This window comes from Neolewinella lacunae (assembly GCF_014349155.1).
Lineage (GTDB): Bacteria > Bacteroidota > Bacteroidia > Chitinophagales > Saprospiraceae > Neolewinella > Neolewinella lacunae.
This window is the reverse complement of sequence record NZ_JACSIT010000050.1, coordinates 61,252-77,440: the sequence shown is the minus strand read 5'-3', so window position 1 is coordinate 77,440 and position 16,189 is coordinate 61,252. Positions and strand designations below refer to the sequence as shown.

Annotated in this window: 20 protein-coding genes; 18 read left to right on the top strand and 2 right to left on the bottom strand. The window is 58.3% G+C overall.

The genetic code is table 11. The features are described from left to right. Positions 1-286 precede the first annotated feature (286 nt). From rplP to H9S92_RS02710, 15 genes are all read left to right on the top strand, one after another. A complete protein-coding gene (gene rplP / locus H9S92_RS02780; protein WP_187465200.1) occupies positions 287-706 on the top strand; it encodes a 50S ribosomal protein L16 in 420 nt (139 codons plus the stop codon). 68 nt (positions 707-774) lie between these two features. Further along, positions 775-1,035 carry a 50S ribosomal protein L29 gene (gene rpmC / locus H9S92_RS02775; RefSeq protein ID WP_187465199.1) on the top strand — a complete coding sequence of 87 codons (261 nt, stop codon included), beginning with the start codon at positions 775-777 and terminating at the stop codon, positions 1,033-1,035. Between the two features lie 7 nt (positions 1,036-1,042). Continuing rightward, positions 1,043-1,429 (top strand): 30S ribosomal protein S17, encoded by a 387-nt coding sequence (rpsQ, locus tag H9S92_RS22765; RefSeq protein ID WP_187465198.1) that lies wholly within the window; start codon positions 1,043-1,045, stop codon positions 1,427-1,429. A 24-nt stretch (positions 1,430-1,453) separates the two neighbouring features. Further along, the gene (rplN, locus tag H9S92_RS02765) at positions 1,454-1,822 is read left to right on the top strand and encodes a 50S ribosomal protein L14 (RefSeq protein ID WP_187465197.1); all 369 of its coding nucleotides are present in this window, start codon (positions 1,454-1,456) and stop codon (positions 1,820-1,822) included. 88 nt (positions 1,823-1,910) lie between these two features. Next, a complete protein-coding gene (gene rplX, locus H9S92_RS02760; protein WP_187465196.1) occupies positions 1,911-2,270 on the top strand; it encodes a 50S ribosomal protein L24 in 360 nt (119 codons plus the stop codon). Further along, positions 2,270-2,833, top strand: coding sequence for a 50S ribosomal protein L5 (gene rplE, locus H9S92_RS02755; RefSeq protein ID WP_187465195.1), 564 nt, complete (start codon positions 2,270-2,272; stop codon positions 2,831-2,833). Before rplX ends, rplE begins: the two co-directional genes overlap by 1 nt. 1 nt (position 2,834) lies before the next feature. Then, the gene (gene rpsN / locus H9S92_RS02750) at positions 2,835-3,104 is read left to right on the top strand and encodes a 30S ribosomal protein S14 (RefSeq protein WP_187465194.1); all 270 of its coding nucleotides are present in this window, start codon (positions 2,835-2,837) and stop codon (positions 3,102-3,104) included. Positions 3,105-3,267: 163 nt separating this feature from the next. Then, complete coding sequence (rpsH, locus tag H9S92_RS02745; protein ID WP_187465193.1) at positions 3,268-3,678, top strand: 30S ribosomal protein S8; 411 nt, start codon at positions 3,268-3,270, stop codon at positions 3,676-3,678. An 87-nt stretch (positions 3,679-3,765) separates the two neighbouring features. Next, complete coding sequence (gene rplF, locus H9S92_RS02740) at positions 3,766-4,323, top strand: 50S ribosomal protein L6 (RefSeq protein ID WP_187465192.1); 558 nt, start codon at positions 3,766-3,768, stop codon at positions 4,321-4,323. Between the two features lie 38 nt (positions 4,324-4,361). Then, positions 4,362-4,715 (top strand): 50S ribosomal protein L18, encoded by a 354-nt coding sequence (gene rplR, locus H9S92_RS02735; RefSeq protein WP_187465191.1) that lies wholly within the window; start codon positions 4,362-4,364, stop codon positions 4,713-4,715. Between the two features lie 11 nt (positions 4,716-4,726). Further along, positions 4,727-5,332 carry a 30S ribosomal protein S5 gene (rpsE, locus tag H9S92_RS02730; protein WP_187465190.1) on the top strand — a complete coding sequence of 202 codons (606 nt, stop codon included), beginning with the start codon at positions 4,727-4,729 and terminating at the stop codon, positions 5,330-5,332. A 32-nt stretch (positions 5,333-5,364) separates the two neighbouring features. Beyond that, on the top strand, positions 5,365-5,544 hold the full coding sequence (rpmD, locus tag H9S92_RS02725) for a 50S ribosomal protein L30 (RefSeq protein ID WP_187465189.1): 180 nt from the start codon (positions 5,365-5,367) through the stop codon (positions 5,542-5,544). Positions 5,545-5,685: 141 nt separating this feature from the next. Then, positions 5,686-6,132 (top strand): 50S ribosomal protein L15, encoded by a 447-nt coding sequence (gene rplO, locus H9S92_RS02720; protein ID WP_187465188.1) that lies wholly within the window; start codon positions 5,686-5,688, stop codon positions 6,130-6,132. 12 nt (positions 6,133-6,144) lie between these two features. Beyond that, positions 6,145-7,515, top strand: a complete 1,371-nt coding sequence (gene secY, locus H9S92_RS02715) for a preprotein translocase subunit SecY (protein ID WP_187465187.1) — start codon at positions 6,145-6,147, stop codon at positions 7,513-7,515. Between the two features lie 148 nt (positions 7,516-7,663). Next, entirely contained in the window at positions 7,664-9,052 is a 1,389-nt protein-coding gene (locus tag H9S92_RS02710; protein ID WP_187465186.1) for an MATE family efflux transporter, read from the top strand. A 112-nt stretch (positions 9,053-9,164) separates the two neighbouring features. On the opposite strand, the gene trxA is transcribed toward H9S92_RS02710, so the two are convergent. Further along, positions 9,165-9,491 carry a thioredoxin gene (gene trxA / locus H9S92_RS02705; protein WP_187465185.1) on the bottom strand — a complete coding sequence of 109 codons (327 nt, stop codon included), beginning with the start codon at positions 9,489-9,491 and terminating at the stop codon, positions 9,165-9,167. 92 nt (positions 9,492-9,583) lie between these two features. On the opposite strand from trxA, the gene H9S92_RS02700 reads away from it, so the two are divergent. Then, on the top strand, positions 9,584-10,684 hold the full coding sequence (locus H9S92_RS02700; RefSeq protein ID WP_187465184.1) for a DUF3810 family protein: 1,101 nt from the start codon (positions 9,584-9,586) through the stop codon (positions 10,682-10,684). Between the two features lie 183 nt (positions 10,685-10,867). On the opposite strand, the gene H9S92_RS02695 is transcribed toward H9S92_RS02700, so the two are convergent. After that, a complete protein-coding gene (locus H9S92_RS02695; RefSeq protein WP_187465183.1) occupies positions 10,868-14,311 on the bottom strand; it encodes a DEAD/DEAH box helicase in 3,444 nt (1,147 codons plus the stop codon). 201 nt (positions 14,312-14,512) lie between these two features. On the opposite strand from H9S92_RS02695, the gene H9S92_RS02690 reads away from it, so the two are divergent. Together H9S92_RS02690 and H9S92_RS02685 are read left to right on the top strand one after the other, a co-directional pair. After that, the gene (locus H9S92_RS02690; protein ID WP_187465182.1) at positions 14,513-14,734 is read left to right on the top strand and encodes a CcmD family protein; all 222 of its coding nucleotides are present in this window, start codon (positions 14,513-14,515) and stop codon (positions 14,732-14,734) included. Further along, positions 14,727-16,151: a Glu/Leu/Phe/Val family dehydrogenase gene (locus H9S92_RS02685; protein WP_187465181.1), complete on the top strand. Its 1,425-nt coding sequence runs from the start codon at positions 14,727-14,729 to the stop codon at positions 16,149-16,151. The genes H9S92_RS02690 and H9S92_RS02685 overlap by 8 nt, the downstream gene beginning before the upstream one ends. The last annotated feature ends 38 nt before the right edge of the window (positions 16,152-16,189 follow it).

Genomic DNA, 16,189 nt, shown 5'->3' with positions numbered 1-16,189 from the left:
TTGGCAAACAGGACTCAACCGCCGCTGGCGAGAGAATGAATGACCAAGGACCATCAAAACGGCGTTTTGCGCTGGTTCTTACCCCTGGAGAGCAGGGCAACGTGCGGTGAAGACCTCGCCGGCGTTGCCTTGCTTTCTCTATTCCGCCAAAAATGGAAAGTTTGCGCTGGTAAACTTTCTAATGTCGGAGAAAAAACTTACCTTTGCCCCGCTCTAACGAGGACCTCGGGGAAATTCGGGGTGTAAGTGACCGATTTTCGGGCATTTACCCACAAAACTTTAAGTAATGTTACAGCCGAAAAGAACGAAATACCGCAAGCAGCAGAAGGGTCGTAACACCGGCCTGGCCCAGCGTGGCAACCAAGTTGACTTTGGTTCCTTTGGCCTCAAAAGCCTGGATGCTGACCGGATTACCAGCCGCCAGATTGAGGCGGCCCGTATTGCCATGACCCGCCACATGAAACGGGAGGGCAAAGTATGGATTCGCATTTTCCCCGATAAGCCCATCACCAGCAAGCCGCTGGAAGTACGTATGGGTAAGGGTAAAGGTGCTTTGGACCACTGGGTCGCCAATGTCCAGCCCGGCCGCATTCTTTTTGAACTGGACGGGGTGACCCGGGAAGTTGCGGAAGAAGCCCTGCGCCTGGCTGCCCAGAAGTTGCCCGTGCAGACCAAGATTGTCACGCGGGTAGACTACGTAGGCTAATCGCATCATCGCTTACAAAATTAGTGAAGAGTCCGCCGGCGTGCCGTGCGGCAAAACCATAAGAACTAATGCCGAGTAATAAATCAATCGAGTTGCGTAGCGTTTCCGACGCTGATCTGCGGGATCAGCTGGGGGAAACTACCGTAAGCCTCGAAAAAATGAGATTCGACCATACCGTTAACGGTATCGAGAACCCCCTGCAACTGCGGGCCGTCCGCCGGGACATTGCGCGGATCAAAACCGAAATTCGTCGTCGCGAGCTCGAAGCCCTCAGCCCTGAGGCGATCGCCCAGCGGGACAACATCAAAAGACGTCGTCGTAAAAAGTAATCGAGCCATGAGCAACGAGGAAAACAAAGAGCTGGAAGGTGTAGCTGCAGCCGCTGCTGCTGAAACCACCCCGGAGGCCGCATCGCCTGCCGCCGCGCCGGTTACCAATTACTTTGCGGCCGAAGAGGCTGCTACGGAGGAAGGTCGTAACGAGCGCAAGACGCGGGTTGGGATCGTCTCCAGCAATAAGATGGACAAAACGATTGCGGTAGTGATTGAGCGCCGTCTTCAGCACCCCATTTACGGCAAGTACGTAAAGAAATCCAAAAAACTCATCGCCCACGATGAGAACAACGAATGCCAGATTGGTGACGTGGTTCGCATTATGGAGACGCGCCCCCTGAGCCGGCGCAAGCGTTGGCGCCTGGTTGCCATCGTCGAGAAGGCCAAGTAACCATAATCGATAAATTAGCAAAACATGATCCAACAGGAATCACGGTTACGCGTAGCCGACAACAGCGGTGCCAAGGAGGTCCTCTGTATTCGCGTACTGGGCGGCTCAAAGCGCCGTTATGCCAGCATCGGCGACCAGATCGTCGTATCGGTTAAGGAAGCTTCTCCGGGTGGCAACGTCAAAAAAGGTGCCGTATCCCGCGCGGTGGTGGTACGGACCCGTAAGGAAATCCGTCGTCGCGACGGCTCTTACATCCGTTTTGACGACAACGCCGTAGTGTTGCTCAACGCCAACGAAGAGCCCCGCGGTACCCGCATCTTCGGCCCCGTTGCCCGCGAGCTGCGCGACCGTAACTATATGAAGATTGTATCACTGGCCCCGGAAGTACTCTAGGGAAAACCGGTCTGGGTGATCATGATGGGGCCCGCCCTATCTCATCTTTAGCAAAGGCAAGGGCGACCTTGTCTCCCAATAAAAAAAAATGGCAAACAATACCTATAAAGACAAGCAGAAGCGCCACGCGCCCAAGCTCAAGATCAAGCAAGGAGACATGGTTGTGGTCATCGCCGGTGCGGATAAGGACCGTACGCAGCCCCGCCAGGTCTTGCAGGTGCTCCCCGATGAGAACCGCGCCATCGTTGAAGGCGTGAACCTCCGCAAGAAGCACCAAAAGCCAACTGAAACCGAATCTGGTGGTATCGTTGAAAAAACGGCCTCCATTCACCTCAGCAATCTGATGCTCGTAGATGCCGACGGCAACCCGACCCGCGTGGGCCGCAAAGCCGACGAAAATGGCAAACTACAGCGCTTTGGAAAGCGTAACGGAAACATCATCAAGTAATGAGCTACACGCCAAGACTTAAGAAAAAGTACGACGAAGAAGTACGGCCGAAGCTGCAGGAGCAGTTCGGTTACTCCAGCCCCATGCAGGTTCCGCGCTTGCTCAAGATTTGCCTCAACCAAGGTGTCGGTAAAGCTACCCAAGACCGCAAGCTCGTAGAGAACGCGGCCAAGGAAATGACCCTGATCGTTGGCCAGCAGGCCGTAATCACCAAGTCTAAGAAGTCAGTCTCTAACTTCCGCCTGCGGGATGGGATGGGCATCGGTGCCAAGGTAACCCTGCGCCGGGAGCGGATGTACGACTTCCTCGACCGCCTGATCGCTACGGCTCTGCCACGCGTTCGTGACTTCCGCGGCATCAACGATAAGAGCTTTGACGGACGTGGAAACTACACCATGGGCGTTCAGGAGCAAATCATCTTTCCGGAGATCAGCCTCGACGAAGTGTCCAACATCACCGGTTACGACATCACCTTCGTAACCAGCGCCGAAACTGACGCCGAGGGCCTGGCCCTGCTGAAGGCTCTGGGCCTTCCATTCAAGAACCAAAACAACGCCGAATAAAATGGCTCGTAAATCACTCATCGCCCGTGAACGCAAGCGGGAACGCCTGGTGGCCAAGCTCGCTGACAAGCGTGCCAAGCTCAAGGCAGAAGGCAACTGGGATGAACTGGATAAGCTCCCCCGGAACTCCAACCCCATCCGTTTGCACAACCGCTGTGGATTGACGGGACGCCCCAAAGGCTACATGCGCAAATTCGGCATCTGCCGCGTTAAATTCCGGGAAATGGCCCTCGATGGTAAAATCCCCGGAGTTCGCAAAGCAAGCTGGTAGCTTTCCTTTTGGGCTGAAGCAGGACGAACCGGATCGCAACAATGCTTTCGCGCTCTCCGCAAACAGCCCCCAGGTATTCCATTATTCTCCATATTTTATAACAGCTCCGTAGGTTCCCGAGCAGAAAAACCGGGAAAACCGCAGGGCGCAATACTCCAAAGGCATGGCCGTTACCGATCCAATCGCCGATTTTCTGACCCGCATTCGCAACGCCCAGATTGCTGGACACCGCGTAGTAGTCATCCCCGCCTCTAAGACCAAGAAGCGGATGACGGAGATCCTCTACGATCAGGGTTACATCCTCAAGTACAAGTTCGACGACGAAGCTGGCAAAGGAAAGCAGGGTGAGATTTCCATCGCACTGAAATACGAGAAAGACACCCGTCGTCCCGTAATCCGCAAACTCATCCGCGTTTCCAAGCCTGGCCTGCGCCAGTACGTGAAGGCCGATTCGCTGCCCCGCGTAATCAATGGCCTGGGGATTGCCATCGTTTCCACTTCCCATGGCCTGATGACTGAAAAGCAGGCCCGCCAGGAAAACGTTGGCGGCGAAGTACTTTGCTACGTTTACTAATTTCAACCAACAATAGAACCGAGCCTGCAGATGGCGGAGCGACCGTGTAACGGTTCCCACTTTCGTAAGGCGATTAAATCAAAGGATATGTCCAGAATTGGCAAAAATCCCATCAGCGTCCCCGCCGCCGTCAAGGTGGACATCAGCAAAGGGAATCTGGTGACGGTAAAAGGCCCCAAGGGGGAACTTACCCAGCAGGTCAGCCCCGATATGGGAGTCAGCCTGGAAGACGGCACCCTGACGGTGACCCGCCCTTCAAACAGCAAGCGTCACCGTAGTTTCCACGGCCTTTACCGCTCCCTGATTGCCAACATGATCACCGGGGTTACCGAAGGGTACACGCTGGAGATGGAAGTGGTGGGTGTAGGTTACCGTGCTGAAAACAACGGCAGCCTGTTGATCCTTACCCTGGGCTACTCTCACCCCATCTACTTCATGGTTCCCCGTGAGGTGACGGTAGAGACGATCTCCGCCAAGGGTAAAGCCCCGATCATCAAGCTGATGAGCCACGATAAGCAGCTGCTCGGCCAGATTGCCGCCAAAATCCGGGCCTTCCGGAAGCCGGAGCCTTACAAAGGAAAAGGGATCAGATTCGTTGGTGAAGAACTTCGTCGTAAGGCTGGTAAGACCGCCGCTAAGAAGTAAGGCATCCTAACCCCCATTACGGGATTAAAAAAGTAGCAATGCAACTCACAAAAATTAAGCGGAGGAAACGGATTCACAGCCGGGTGCGTAAGAAGATCAGCGGTACGCCGCAGCAGCCTCGCCTGAATGTCTTCCGTTCAAATAAATTCATCTACGCCCAATTGATCGATGACGTCAATGGCGTAACCCTGGCGCAGGCTTCCAGCTTCGAAGCCGCCATTGCCAACGAGGGCAACAAGGCAGAGCAGTCCGCAGCAGTGGGCAAACTGGTTGCCGAACGTGCACTGGCCAAGGGTATCGAAAAAGTTCTCTTCGACCGGGGAGGCTATTTGTTTCACGGACGGGTCAAGGCACTGGCAGACGGTGCCCGCGAAGGTGGCCTCAAATTCTAAATAACACTACAATGGCTGAAAATAGAAATTCAGGTGGTGCAGGAGGCCGCAATCGTCGGGACAACTCCAATAGCTCCGATGGCAAAGAACGCCGTGGCAACAACCGCCGCGACGATCAACAGCAACAGCAGCCCGAAAGCGACCTGCGCGAAAAGATGGTGGCCCTTAACCGGGTAGCCAAAGTAACCAAAGGTGGCCGCACCTTTACCTTTGCCGCCATCGTGGTGGTAGGCGACGGTAAGGGCAAAGTGGGCCAGGGCATGGGTAAGGCACGGGATATCTCCGAGGCCATCCAGAAAGCAACGGACAATGCCCGCAAGAGCATGATCACCGTGCCGCTGCACAAAGGAACCATCCCCCACGAACAACTGGGTAAGTACGGTGCCGGTAAGGTCCTGCTCAAACCCGCTTCGGAGGGTACCGGTGTAATCGCCGGAGGTGCTATGCGTGCCGTTCTAGATATCGCTGGCGTCCACAACGTACTGGCCAAGTCACAGGGTTCTTCCAACCCCCACAACGTGATCAAGGCTACGCTTGACGCACTGACGAAACTCCGTAGCCCAATGGCCATCGCCAAGCAACGGGGAATTTCCATGGAAAAACTGTTCGAAGGGTAACCCCCGGAGCGCCGTTACAAAATAAACCAGCAATGGCTAAGGTTAAAATTACTCAGGTCAAAAGCGTCATCGATCGTCCCCATACCCAAAAGGCAACGATCAAGGCACTCGGCCTCAAACGCGTCAACCAAACCGTGGAGCGGGAAGATACCCCCGTTATCCAGGGAATGATCAAGGCAGTAAGCCACCTCGTAAAAGTAGAGGAAGCTTAAGGCGACAAAACGGCAGTCTCGGCGGAAGGTGTTGGCCCCCAGGGCGCACCTCCCGCCGGTCCTTCCCCGCTGGTACGATAGTTGCACCTCCCCTGCACCTGCGCCAGCGCCCTGAACTTCCTCACCAAAAGAATTTCCGTCATGGAACTGAATAATCTCCAACCAGCCGCCGGCGCTACTAAGTCCGGTAAGCGAATTGCGCGCGGACAGGGTTCCGGCCACGGTGGCACCGCCACGCGCGGCCACAAGGGCGCCAAGTCCCGTAGCGGTTTCAAAAACAAGCGCAATTTTGAAGGTGGCCAGATGCCCCTGCAGATGCGTTTGCCCAAGGTCGGCTTCAACAGCCCCAACCGCACCGAGTACGTTGCCATCAACCTGGACCGTCTGCAGGCCATCAGTGAGAAGTACGGTGTTACCACCATCGATCACGAAGCGCTCTACGCCGCAGGTGTTGTTCGTAAGAACGACCTCGTGAAAATCCTCGCCGGTGGCGAAGTCTCCGCTAAACTGACGGTAGTGGTGCACGCCGCTTCGGCCAGTGCCAAGGAGGCTATTGAAAAAGCAGGTGGTACCCTTACCATCGCCTAAAAAGACGATCCCATGAGGTTTTTTGAAACGCTGAAAAATATTTTTTCGATCGAGGAGCTCCGCAAACGTATCATTTTTACGGTTGCGCTCATCGCCATCTACCGCCTGGGTTCTTACATCGTATTGCCCGGTGCCGACGTAGACGCCCTGCAAAATGCGGTGCAAAACTCTGGGAACTCCAATGACCTCCTGGGCTTGCTTAACCTCTTTACGGGTGGGGCTTTTAACAACGCCTCGATCATGGCCCTGGGGATTATGCCCTACATCACGGCCAGCATCATTGTCCAGCTCCTGGGTTTTGCGGTGCCTTACTTCCAGAAGCTGCAAAGCAAGGAAGGGGAGTCTGGCCGCAAGAAACTGAACCAGATTACGCGGGCCCTCACCGTGGCCATTACCCTGGTACAGGGCGCGGGTTACCTCACCTACATCCGCAGCAACGGAGGGATGAGCGCAGCCGTTGAGCCTTCGGTATTCTGGATTTCCGGTATCGTTATTCTTTCCACGGGTACCATCTTCGCGATGTGGCTCGGGGAGCGGATTACCGACCGCGGCATCGGCAACGGTGTCTCGCTGCTCATCACGGTGGGCATCATCGCTACTTTGCCCAAGGCGCTCGGTTTCGAGTTCCAGTCTAAGTTCTCCAGCGGTGGGCCCCTCATCTTCATCATTGAGATGTTTGCCTACTTCGCCGTTACGATGCTGACGGTGATGGTGGTGACCGGGGTGCGGAAGATTCCGCTGCAATTCGCCAAGCGTTCCGTTGGCCGTGGCGAAGCCGCTGCGCCGACTACGACGAACCGCGATTACATCCCCCTGAAGGTTAACGCCTCCGGTGTAATGCCGATCATCTTTGCGCAGGCGCTCATGCTGTTGCCCGTCAGCCTCGCTGGCTTCGGCAGCTCCGATGCCCAAAGCAGCTGGTTGGTGCAGCAGTTCAACGACTTCACCTCGCCGATCTACAACATCGTCTACTTCCTCCTGGTCGTTGTCTTCACCTACGTCTACACGGCGCTGGTGGTCAACCCCGGCCAGTACACGGAGTACCTCCGCCGGCAGAACGCCTTCATTCCTGGCGTGCGCGGTGGCGTAGAGACGGAAGAGTACATCGACTCGATCACCAGCCGGATCACGCTGCCGGGTTCCATCATCCTGGGCCTGATTGCGATCCTGCCCGCGCTGGCGGCTACCCTGGGTGTCAACCAGGCCTTTGCCATCTTCTTCGGGGGTACTTCCCTCATCATCATGGTGGGCGTAGTACTCGATACGCTGCAGCAGATCGAAAGCTACCTGCTGATGAAGAAGTACGACGGACTGGTGAAAGAAGGCCGCATTGAAGGCCGTGGCGGCGGAAGCCGGATGCAGAGCCTCGGTGCCGATTTCTAGTCGAACCAGAGATTTAAAAATACCAGCGCCCCTTCGGAACTTCCGAGGGGGCGCTGGTCGTTAGGGGGCGGAAGTTGGCCTCCCTTGTTGTCGCAGTTTCGTTTTATCCTCCCTTCCCCGGCCGCCCAAGCCAGCCACTCACCACTGTATGCGTAAGAAAATATGGACTTTACTCGGTGCAGCCATCCGGGGGGAGCAGTTTGACCTGACCACCATCGGCATCCCCCGGGCGATTGTGCTGCTGGCCGTCCCGATGATGCTGGAGATGGCCATGGAATCGGTTTTTGCCCTCGTCGATACCTTCTTCGTGGGCCGCGTGGGTACCGAAGCCCTCACCACGGTGGGATTGACGGAGGTGATGATGACCCTGATTTATAGCCTGGCCATTGGCCTGAGTACGGCACCGATGGCGATGGTGGCCCGTTTCGTGGGGGAGAAGCAGCCCGAGAAAGCGGGCAGGGCTGCCGGGCAGGCCATCTTGCTGGGCATTCTCGTCTCGTTGCTGTTGGCCGTGCCGGGGGTGCTGTACGCCGAAGACCTGCTGGCGCTGATGGGGGCCAGCCCGGAGGTGATCCGCCAGGGGGCTGGCTACACCCGCATCATGTTTGCGAGCAATGTGGTGATCATGTTGCTCTTCGTCATCAACGGCATTTTCCGCGGGGCAGGCGAGGCGACCAAGGCGATGCGGGTGCTGTGGATTGCCAACGGCATCAACATCGTGCTCGATCCTATTTTCATTTTCGGGCTCGGCCCCATCCCCGGCCTGGGGGTGGAGGGTGCGGCCATCGCCACTACCATCGGTCGGGGTTGTGGTGTGGTATACCAACTCTATCTCCTCTTCGGCGATCGCTCGGTGGTGAAGATGGGCGAGCGGGCCTGGCGCGTCGATTGGAACATGCAAAAGCGCATCGGGCGCATCGCTTCCACGGGGGCCTTTCAGTACCTGATCGCTTCGGCCAGCTGGGTGTTTCTGATGCGGGTGATTGCCAGTTTTGGCGACGCGGCGGTGGCGGGCTACACGGTTTCCATCCGCCTCATCCTCTTTACGCTCTTACCGGCCTGGGGCCTGGCCAACGCGGCAGCCACTTTCGTGGGTCAGAACCTTGGCGCAGGGCAGCCGGCCCGGGCGGAGCGGGGGGTATGGGTGACCCTGAAGGCAACTTCCCTCTACCTGGGCATCCTTTCGGTGGGCTATTTCATTTTTGCGCGGCCGCTGGTGCAGGCATTTGTTGGGGAAGCGGAGGCCGTCGGGTACGGCATCCAAAGCCTCCGCCTCTTTGCCGTGGGTTACGTACTTTTTGGCCTGGGGATGATCCCCATTCAAGCCTTCAACGGTGCCGGTGATACCCGCACGCCTACGCTGATCAATTTCATCTGTTTCTGGATTCTGGAGATCCCTCTCGGCTATTTCCTCGCCCTCAACCTGGGGCTGGAAGTGCAGGGCGTCGTCTCCGCCGTCGTCATCGCCGAGGGCATACTGGCCGTCTTGGCCCTGTGGCTGTTCTGGCGCGGCAGCTGGAAGACTACCGTTGTGTAATCTTTCTTTGCCAGAATACGGCTTACGCATTACCGCCGGCACCAAAAACGCGAAGCCCCGTCTCTGCCTGATGGCAAAGACGGGGCTCCGTTGATTTATGGAAGACGCGCAACTAGGCCTCGACGAGCTGGGCTTCGAGTTTATCGGCTAGAACCTGTTTGGTAGCAAAGCCGACGTGTTTGTCCACCACTTCTCCGTCTTTGAGGATCAGGATGGTGGGGATGGAACGCACCTGGAAGCGGTTGCTGAGTTCGAAGTTTTCGTCGACGTCAACTTTGGCGATGAGGGCCTTGCCTTCGTAATCACTGGCAAGTTCTTCGATGATGGGGCCGATCGCCTTACAGGGGCCGCACCATGCTGCCCAGAAATCCACCAGCGTGATGCCTTTGGTGTCGAGGACTTTTTCCTGGAAATTGGCGTCGGTTAGTTCGAAAGCCATAACGATAAATATTTAGTTAGGTGCAAATTGCACGGGGATACAACACCTTCGCTTTTCGGATGGTTTAAGCGGGGAATAAATCCTGCTGGCGTGTGACGCAACCCGACAATCGCAGCCTGCCCGGCGTGACTTTCCGCCCCTGGCGCGTACCACTGCTGGCCTTGCTGGCCGTCCTCCTTCGCGTGTCGCTCCCGCCTTCGCTGGTGGAAGCAATCTACAGCCGTGGGCTCTTCGTGTTGTTGCGCACGGGATGGGACCATACGCTGGCCCGATTGCCCGTTCCGCTCTTTTACGTCTTTTGGCTCCTGGTGCTGTTTTTGGCCGGCAGGGCCTTGTATCGCTGGCGGCAGAAAAGACGGCAGGGCCAGGGAGGGAGTTGGCGCGGAGCTGGCCTGGGCCTTCTCCAGATAGTATCCTTACTCGTGCTGGTTTTCCTCCTGGGCTGGGGATTCAACTACGGCCGCGAGACGGTGGAGGAGCGGATGGGCTTTACGGTCTACCAACCTACGCTGGACGAACTGCGGGCCCGGGTATACGCCGAGGCCGATACCCTGGCCCGCCTGCGCCTGGCCGTGACGGCGGACACTTCGGCCATCGGTGCCGCTGCATTCTCTCCCGATCTGGAACAGGAGGTCCGGGAAATGCTGCGCCTGGCGCTGCTCCGCCACGATTACCCCGCCCCGGGGCGGCCGCGGGCACGGCAGCTTTACCCCCGCGGCTTGCTACTCCACCTCAGCACCGCTGGCGTTTACTGGCCCTGGGCTGGCGAGGGCAACATTGATGCCGGCCTTCACCCCCTGCAAAAGCCGCCCGTGATGGCCCACGAACTGGCCCATGCTTACGGGTTCGGCGACGAAGGCACCTGCACTTTCTGGGCCTGGCTGGCGGGCGCTGAATCCACTGACCCCCTGCTGGCCTACGCCTTTCGCCTCGACTACTGGCGACGCCTGGCCGGCCGACTCCGCCAAGCCGAACCGGAGGCCTACTGGGCCTGGCGGGAAGCGAATTTGCTCCCCGGCATACAGAACGATTTGCAGTCCATCTACGACAACGCCGCGCAGTACCAGGACATCGCCCCCGTCTTGCGCGACGTCACCTACGACGCTTACCTGAAAGTGCAGGGCGTGCAGGAAGGGATGCTTAGTTACGGTCGCGTAGTGCGAATGGTGGAGGGCTACCGCAGGAAAGAATGATTGGATGAGTGAATGGGCTAATGAGTGAATAGCTGCCGCACGGGGTAGGTGTTAGGAGTTGGCTACCAACGCAAGAAACTGTTCATCCTTCGGCGTACAATGCCTCAACCAGCCGCTTATTCCTTGCAGCAGCCCATCGGCGGTCAATTATTCATTTATTGGCTACGCGGTAGCATCACTCACTCACTCCTGCCCGGAGATGAAATCCAGCAGGGCGGCGTAGACGGTACTTTGCCGCAGAATAGCGGGGCAGCCGAGCAAAACGAGGTGCTCGCGGGCACGCGTCATGGCCACGTTGAGTTTGCGGTCAACGCCCTCCTCACTGATCTGGGAAAGCATCTGAATCTGCTTGTCTTCGTTCGTGCACAGGGAAATCAGGACGATGCGTTTGGCCCCGCCCTGGTAGCGTTCCACGGTGTCGACCATAAAGTCTTCCGGGGGCAGTCCGGCGGCGCGCAAGGAGCGCCGGATGTGGGCAATCTGGGCGCGGTAGGGCGTGATGATGCCGATGTCGCCCGCCACTACCGGCCGGTCGGTAAGGGCGTAAAGGGAGCGGAATGCGCGGATAAGTTCCACCAATAAATCGGCCTCGTGGCCATTCACTTTGGGGTCCGCCTGCCGGTGGTCCGGCGACGTAGGCAGGAAGAGCAAGCGGTGGGTGCCAAGGGTGTTCAGCAGGGCGGGGGAAGGTCCTTCGGTGGTATTGGGCGCGGCCGCAGGCGATAGTCCCGGAGGAGTTCGGGATGCCAGGGAAAGGGGAAGGAGCTGGGCGCGGTGGTGGGCGATGGTCTCCGGCAGGATGTGCAACTCGCCCCCGTAAAAATGTTGGGCGGGGAAGGCCATGATGTCCTGGTGCATCCGTCCCTGGTGGCGAAGACGGTCGAAAGCCCAGTGCCATCCCTTGCGTTGGGCGGTGAGGAAAAGCCGTTCGAAGAGGCTGGTGGCGAGATTGGTCAGGCCAATTTCCCGCAGGGCAGTATCGTGTACCAGCGTGTCTTCAGGGCCTTGCTGAACTACGGCGGGCAGCTGCCGGTGATCGCCGATCAAGAGGGTCTGCGGGGCCAGCGGCAAGAGGCCCGCCAGCAAAGGTTCCAGGATCTGGCTCGCTTCGTCCACCACCAGGCGGTCGAAGGACTTGAGGGCGAAGAGCTCCCCCTTGCCGCCCACGCTGGCTACGGTGCCAACGAAGATGCGCGTTTGCTCAATGAGGGTCTTGAGCTCCTGGCGGCGGCTGATCTGGCTGCTTTTGACCTGCAAAAGCCGGTCTTCAAAGCGGGCATTGACGCCGTAGCGGCTGCCGATGCGGAGGTAATCCGTAAACGGTTTGCCGTCGGGACCGACGATGCGCTCCAGGCTCTCGCAGATTTCGTCGACCGCCCGGTTGGTGTAGGCGACCAGCAGGATGCACTCTTCGCTGTTGGTCAGGAGGTGGCGTACCAGATGGTGCAGCATCTGGTTGGTTTTTCCCGTGCCGGGAGGCCCCCAGAGGAGGAAATAGTCGGGGGCCGTAATGATGCGTTGCAGGATGCGGTTTTGCTCGGTCGTAAGCTCCGGCGAGATGGCACCGGGGAGAGGAGGCACCTGCCGGGGGGCTTCGGTACCCAGCCAGCGGCGGCGAAAATCCGGCGTGGACTGCGCCCAGGCAAACAAGCCCTGGTAGTGGTTGCGGAAGCTGCTGTCGAGGACGTCCTTTTCAATGCTCCAGTACGCCGGGCGGCGGAAAGCGGTGTCGTTGAGCTGCTGGCTGCGCAGGCGGAGCTGGACGCGCTCGTGGTCGACGGCAATGATGGTGGATTTCAGGATCTGGGAGCGGATCGTATCCTGGGGCTGGGCCGTGTTGGCGGGGGTGGCGTAGAGGGCGATGATGTCGCCCTGGCGGAATTTTACCAGGCGGTCGTCGTCTTCTGGCCGGAGGAGGGTGAGGATGGAGGTGCTGGGGTCGTAGCCCGCGAAAGAGAGGCCATCGAGGAGTTCGAAGCGTTCGATTTTGTCCGCACGGTCATCGAGCCAAAGCGAGGCGAGTCCGTTGATGCTTTCGAGTTTTTGCTGGCCGGTTTTGGCCAGGCGTTGTTCGCGGGCGGTGAAGCCGAGGAAGGCGCCGAAGTAGCGCCGTTCCAGGTCCGAAAGCTGGCCAAAGACGGTGAGGACCAGTTCGTGGTCTTTGACGGAGAAAGTGCCGAGGGTCGGGATTTTGGCGGGCTGCAGCCGGTTGAGGAGGTGGCTGGTGGCGGCCGCGAGGTCCTGGTCTGGCGGTACGCCCAGCTGGCCGAGCAAAAGTTCCACGCCCATCAGCTGGTTGCGGGCGGCGATGGCTTCGAGTTTCTGGAGGTACTCGGGCGGGGCGTACTTGAGGCCGTTGCCGTAGTCGGCGCTGTAGAGGATGTAACTGCGTACGTTGGCTCCTTCTCCGAGGGCCTCGTTGATCATCAGGTCGTAGAGCAGGGTTTGGATGTAGTTCGTCTGATTGATGCCGTGGCGGTTGGGGTGCCAGTACTTGCTGGTTTTCAACTCCACGATGGTGGTAGGGTCGTTGGGACTTTCGGCGGTTTGGAGTAAGTCGAGGCGACCCTGTACGCCGTAGGTGGGGCAGAGGAAGGTGGGTTCGAGGAGAATCTTTTCGCGGTCGACGTCGATGCCCGCCAGATCCTGACGCACGAATTTCTGGAGGGTGACGAAGTGGGTGCGGAGCTGGTCGATCAGGTCTTTGATCTGGTTGTCGTCAAAAAGGCAGAGCGCCAGTGGCTGGGTTTGGAAGATGCTGCCGATGAGGGTTTGGAATTCCACCTCGGGCGCTTCGACCAGCCGGTCGAGGAAGTAGTTGACCAGGTTGCCGCGTAGGAGGGGGATTTCCTGGCGGTAGGGCACGAGCTTCTGGGCGATGCTCGTCCAGGGCTGGTAGGAATGGGTACCGTCGAAACTCTCGGCCACGGCGGTGACGTCGATGAGGTAATCGGGTTCAACGATGATCTGGGCTGGGTAGAGCTGGCCATCGTCGCGCAGTTCCGCCCCGATGAGGTTGAGCATGAGGGGCAGGCCGCTGATCTTGCGAACGATGGCGATGGCCTGGGCGACGAGGCTGTTGCTCACCTCGTTTTCGCCGTAGGGGATGGCGAAGGTTCTTTCGGCCTGGGCTTCTTCACGGACGTAGAGCAGTTGCTCTTCGGCGTCGTCTTCTACGGCCAGTACCCGCAGGGTGGGGAAGCGTTCGTGGACCTCGGGCTTGACGTAGGGGAAAGGGTAGGGGAAGGTGAGGAAGCGCACCCATTCGTCGGGGACGGCCCCGCCGAAGGTGGCCCGGATGAGTTCGGTGGCCAGGCGGTAGCCGGTGGCGACGTGTTTGCCCAGTTCTTCGGTGCTGAGCTGGGCTGGCCGGCGGGTGCGGAAGTGGCGTTCCTGGTGGATGTGGACGTTGGGGATGCCGTACTTGTGGGCGGCGTAGCTGATGCGGGCGAAGCTGGTGGAGAAGTGCAGCTTATCCTGCTCGGTGGCTCGTTCAAAGATTTCGGCGATGAGTTGGCGCAGGGCCTGGGCGCGGTCGGCTTCGGTAAGCACACCGTTGCCCGCGATCTTATCCAGCTGGCGGTAAAAGTATTTGCGGAAGGCATCGTTACGCTGGGGGGATTCCATGAAAGGCGAAGATAAGGAGTGGAGGGGAAGTTCGCCCGCGTGGGGGAGACTTGCCTTGCTCCATCGTCACCGGCCCTGCACCTGCGGCCGCGCCCCAGGTGCCTTGATTTTCCACAAATGGGTAAAATCGGCGGGGGAAAGTGCCTGAACTGCTATTCCCGAATTACATTTGCCATTACCTAACCAAAGCCTTTTGAGGGAATGACCCGTTTCACCACCACCTTTCTATTGTTGGCCTTTTCGCTGGGCAGTCTGTTGGCACAATCTGCGGCCGAGCCACCCGCCGATTTCCTGCGGAGCATCGGGAAGATTTACGTAGTGGTTGCCGTGATTGTAGTCGTTTTTCTCGGGCTAGTCTTTTATCTGTGGTCGCTTGACCGCAAGCTGACCGTATTAGAAAAGCAAATTGAAGATCATGTCTAACAGTACTGTTTCCTTTCTTGACAGCGTCAACCATTACTTCGACGCTGCCGCCCCCCACACCGGATTGCCGGAGGGATTGCTCAAGCAGATCCGGGTCTGCAACAGCGTCTACCAGATCCACTTTCCAGTAAAAATTGACGGCGAGGTGCGCGTCATCGAGGCCTACCGGGCCCAGCACAGCCACCACCGCAGCCCCACCAAGGGCGGCATCCGCTACTCCAACCACGTGAACCAAGACGAGGTAGTGGCCCTGGCTACGCTCATGTCCTACAAGTGTGCCATTGTTGACGTACCCTTTGGCGGGGCGAAGGGCGGCGTAAAGATCAACCCCTGGGAATACAGTGAGGCCGACCTGGAAAAGATTACCCGCCGCTACACCACCGAGTTGATCCGCCGCAAGTTCATCGGTCCGGCCGTGGACGTTCCCGCGCCCGACTACGGCACCGGCCCCCGCGAGATGGCCTGGATCTACGATACTTACCGCTCTTTCCACCCCGACGACATCAACGCGGCGGGTTGTGTGACGGGAAAACCCGTCAGCCAGAACGGCGTACAGGGCCGCACCGAAGCCACCGGCCGCGGGGTATTTTACGGCATCCGTGAAGCCTGTAACCAGAAAGACCTGATGGACCAGCTGGGCCTGACCCTCGGCATCAGGGGCAAAACGATGGTGGTGCAGGGCCTGGGCAACGTAGGTTCCTACACGGCCACCATCAGCCAGGATGAAGGTGGAGTGATCATCGTCGGCGTCTCCGAAGTGGAGGGGGCCATTTACCGCAAGGCGGGGCTAGACATCCACGATGTCATCCGCCACCGCCGCGAGCACGGTACGATCCTGACTTACCCCGACGTAGAGGTCTTCGGCAAAGAAGACCGGCGTACCGTCATGGAATTTGAGTGTGACATTTTGGTGCCAGCCGCACTGGAAAACCAGATCACGGCGGAGAACGCCCGCGACGTCAACGCCAAAATCATTGCCGAAGCGGCCAACGGACCGGTAACGGCGGGCGGTGACGAAATCCTGGCCGAGCGCGGCATCGTAGTCATTCCCGATATTTACCTCAACGCCGGCGGGGTAACGGTGTCCTACTTCGAATGGTTGAAGAACCTGAGCCACATGCGATTTGGCCGCCTGGAAAAGCGTTTCGATGAAGGGGCCTACCGCCGCATCCTGGAGCAAATCGAAGCCACCACGGGCAAGGCCATCAATGAAAAAGTCAAAGACCAGATTGCCCGCGGGGCGGATGAGATTGACCTGGTCCGTTCCGGCCTGGAAGAGACAATGATTACCGGCTTCCAGGGCATTTACAAGCTCTACCGGGAAAAAGAAGGAATTAAAGACCTGCGTACGGCCGCCTTTGCCTTGGCCATCAGTAAAATTTCCAGTGATTACATTGCCCTCGGTATTTGGCCGTAGGGGGATGATGGAAGAATTTTATACTTTTTTCACGAAGA

Coding starts and splice junctions, on each gene's coding strand:
- rplP (WP_187465200.1), top strand. CDS start 287: ATGTTACAGCCGAAAAGAACGAAATACCGCAAGCAGCAGAAGGGTCGT.
- rpmC (WP_187465199.1), top strand. CDS start 775: ATGCCGAGTAATAAATCAATCGAGTTGCGTAGCGTTTCCGACGCTGAT.
- rpsQ (WP_187465198.1), top strand. CDS start 1,043: ATGAGCAACGAGGAAAACAAAGAGCTGGAAGGTGTAGCTGCAGCCGCT.
- rplN (WP_187465197.1), top strand. CDS start 1,454: ATGATCCAACAGGAATCACGGTTACGCGTAGCCGACAACAGCGGTGCC.
- rplX (WP_187465196.1), top strand. CDS start 1,911: ATGGCAAACAATACCTATAAAGACAAGCAGAAGCGCCACGCGCCCAAG.
- rplE (WP_187465195.1), top strand. CDS start 2,270: ATGAGCTACACGCCAAGACTTAAGAAAAAGTACGACGAAGAAGTACGG.
- rpsN (WP_187465194.1), top strand. CDS start 2,835: ATGGCTCGTAAATCACTCATCGCCCGTGAACGCAAGCGGGAACGCCTG.
- rpsH (WP_187465193.1), top strand. CDS start 3,268: ATGGCCGTTACCGATCCAATCGCCGATTTTCTGACCCGCATTCGCAAC.
- rplF (WP_187465192.1), top strand. CDS start 3,766: ATGTCCAGAATTGGCAAAAATCCCATCAGCGTCCCCGCCGCCGTCAAG.
- rplR (WP_187465191.1), top strand. CDS start 4,362: ATGCAACTCACAAAAATTAAGCGGAGGAAACGGATTCACAGCCGGGTG.
- rpsE (WP_187465190.1), top strand. CDS start 4,727: ATGGCTGAAAATAGAAATTCAGGTGGTGCAGGAGGCCGCAATCGTCGG.
- rpmD (WP_187465189.1), top strand. CDS start 5,365: ATGGCTAAGGTTAAAATTACTCAGGTCAAAAGCGTCATCGATCGTCCC.
- rplO (WP_187465188.1), top strand. CDS start 5,686: ATGGAACTGAATAATCTCCAACCAGCCGCCGGCGCTACTAAGTCCGGT.
- secY (WP_187465187.1), top strand. CDS start 6,145: ATGAGGTTTTTTGAAACGCTGAAAAATATTTTTTCGATCGAGGAGCTC.
- H9S92_RS02710 (WP_187465186.1), top strand. CDS start 7,664: ATGCGTAAGAAAATATGGACTTTACTCGGTGCAGCCATCCGGGGGGAG.
- trxA (WP_187465185.1), bottom strand. CDS start 9,491: ATGGCTTTCGAACTAACCGACGCCAATTTCCAGGAAAAAGTCCTCGAC.
- H9S92_RS02695 (WP_187465183.1), bottom strand. CDS start 14,311: ATGGAATCCCCCCAGCGTAACGATGCCTTCCGCAAATACTTTTACCGC.
- H9S92_RS02690 (WP_187465182.1), top strand. CDS start 14,513: ATGACCCGTTTCACCACCACCTTTCTATTGTTGGCCTTTTCGCTGGGC.
- H9S92_RS02685 (WP_187465181.1), top strand. CDS start 14,727: ATGTCTAACAGTACTGTTTCCTTTCTTGACAGCGTCAACCATTACTTC.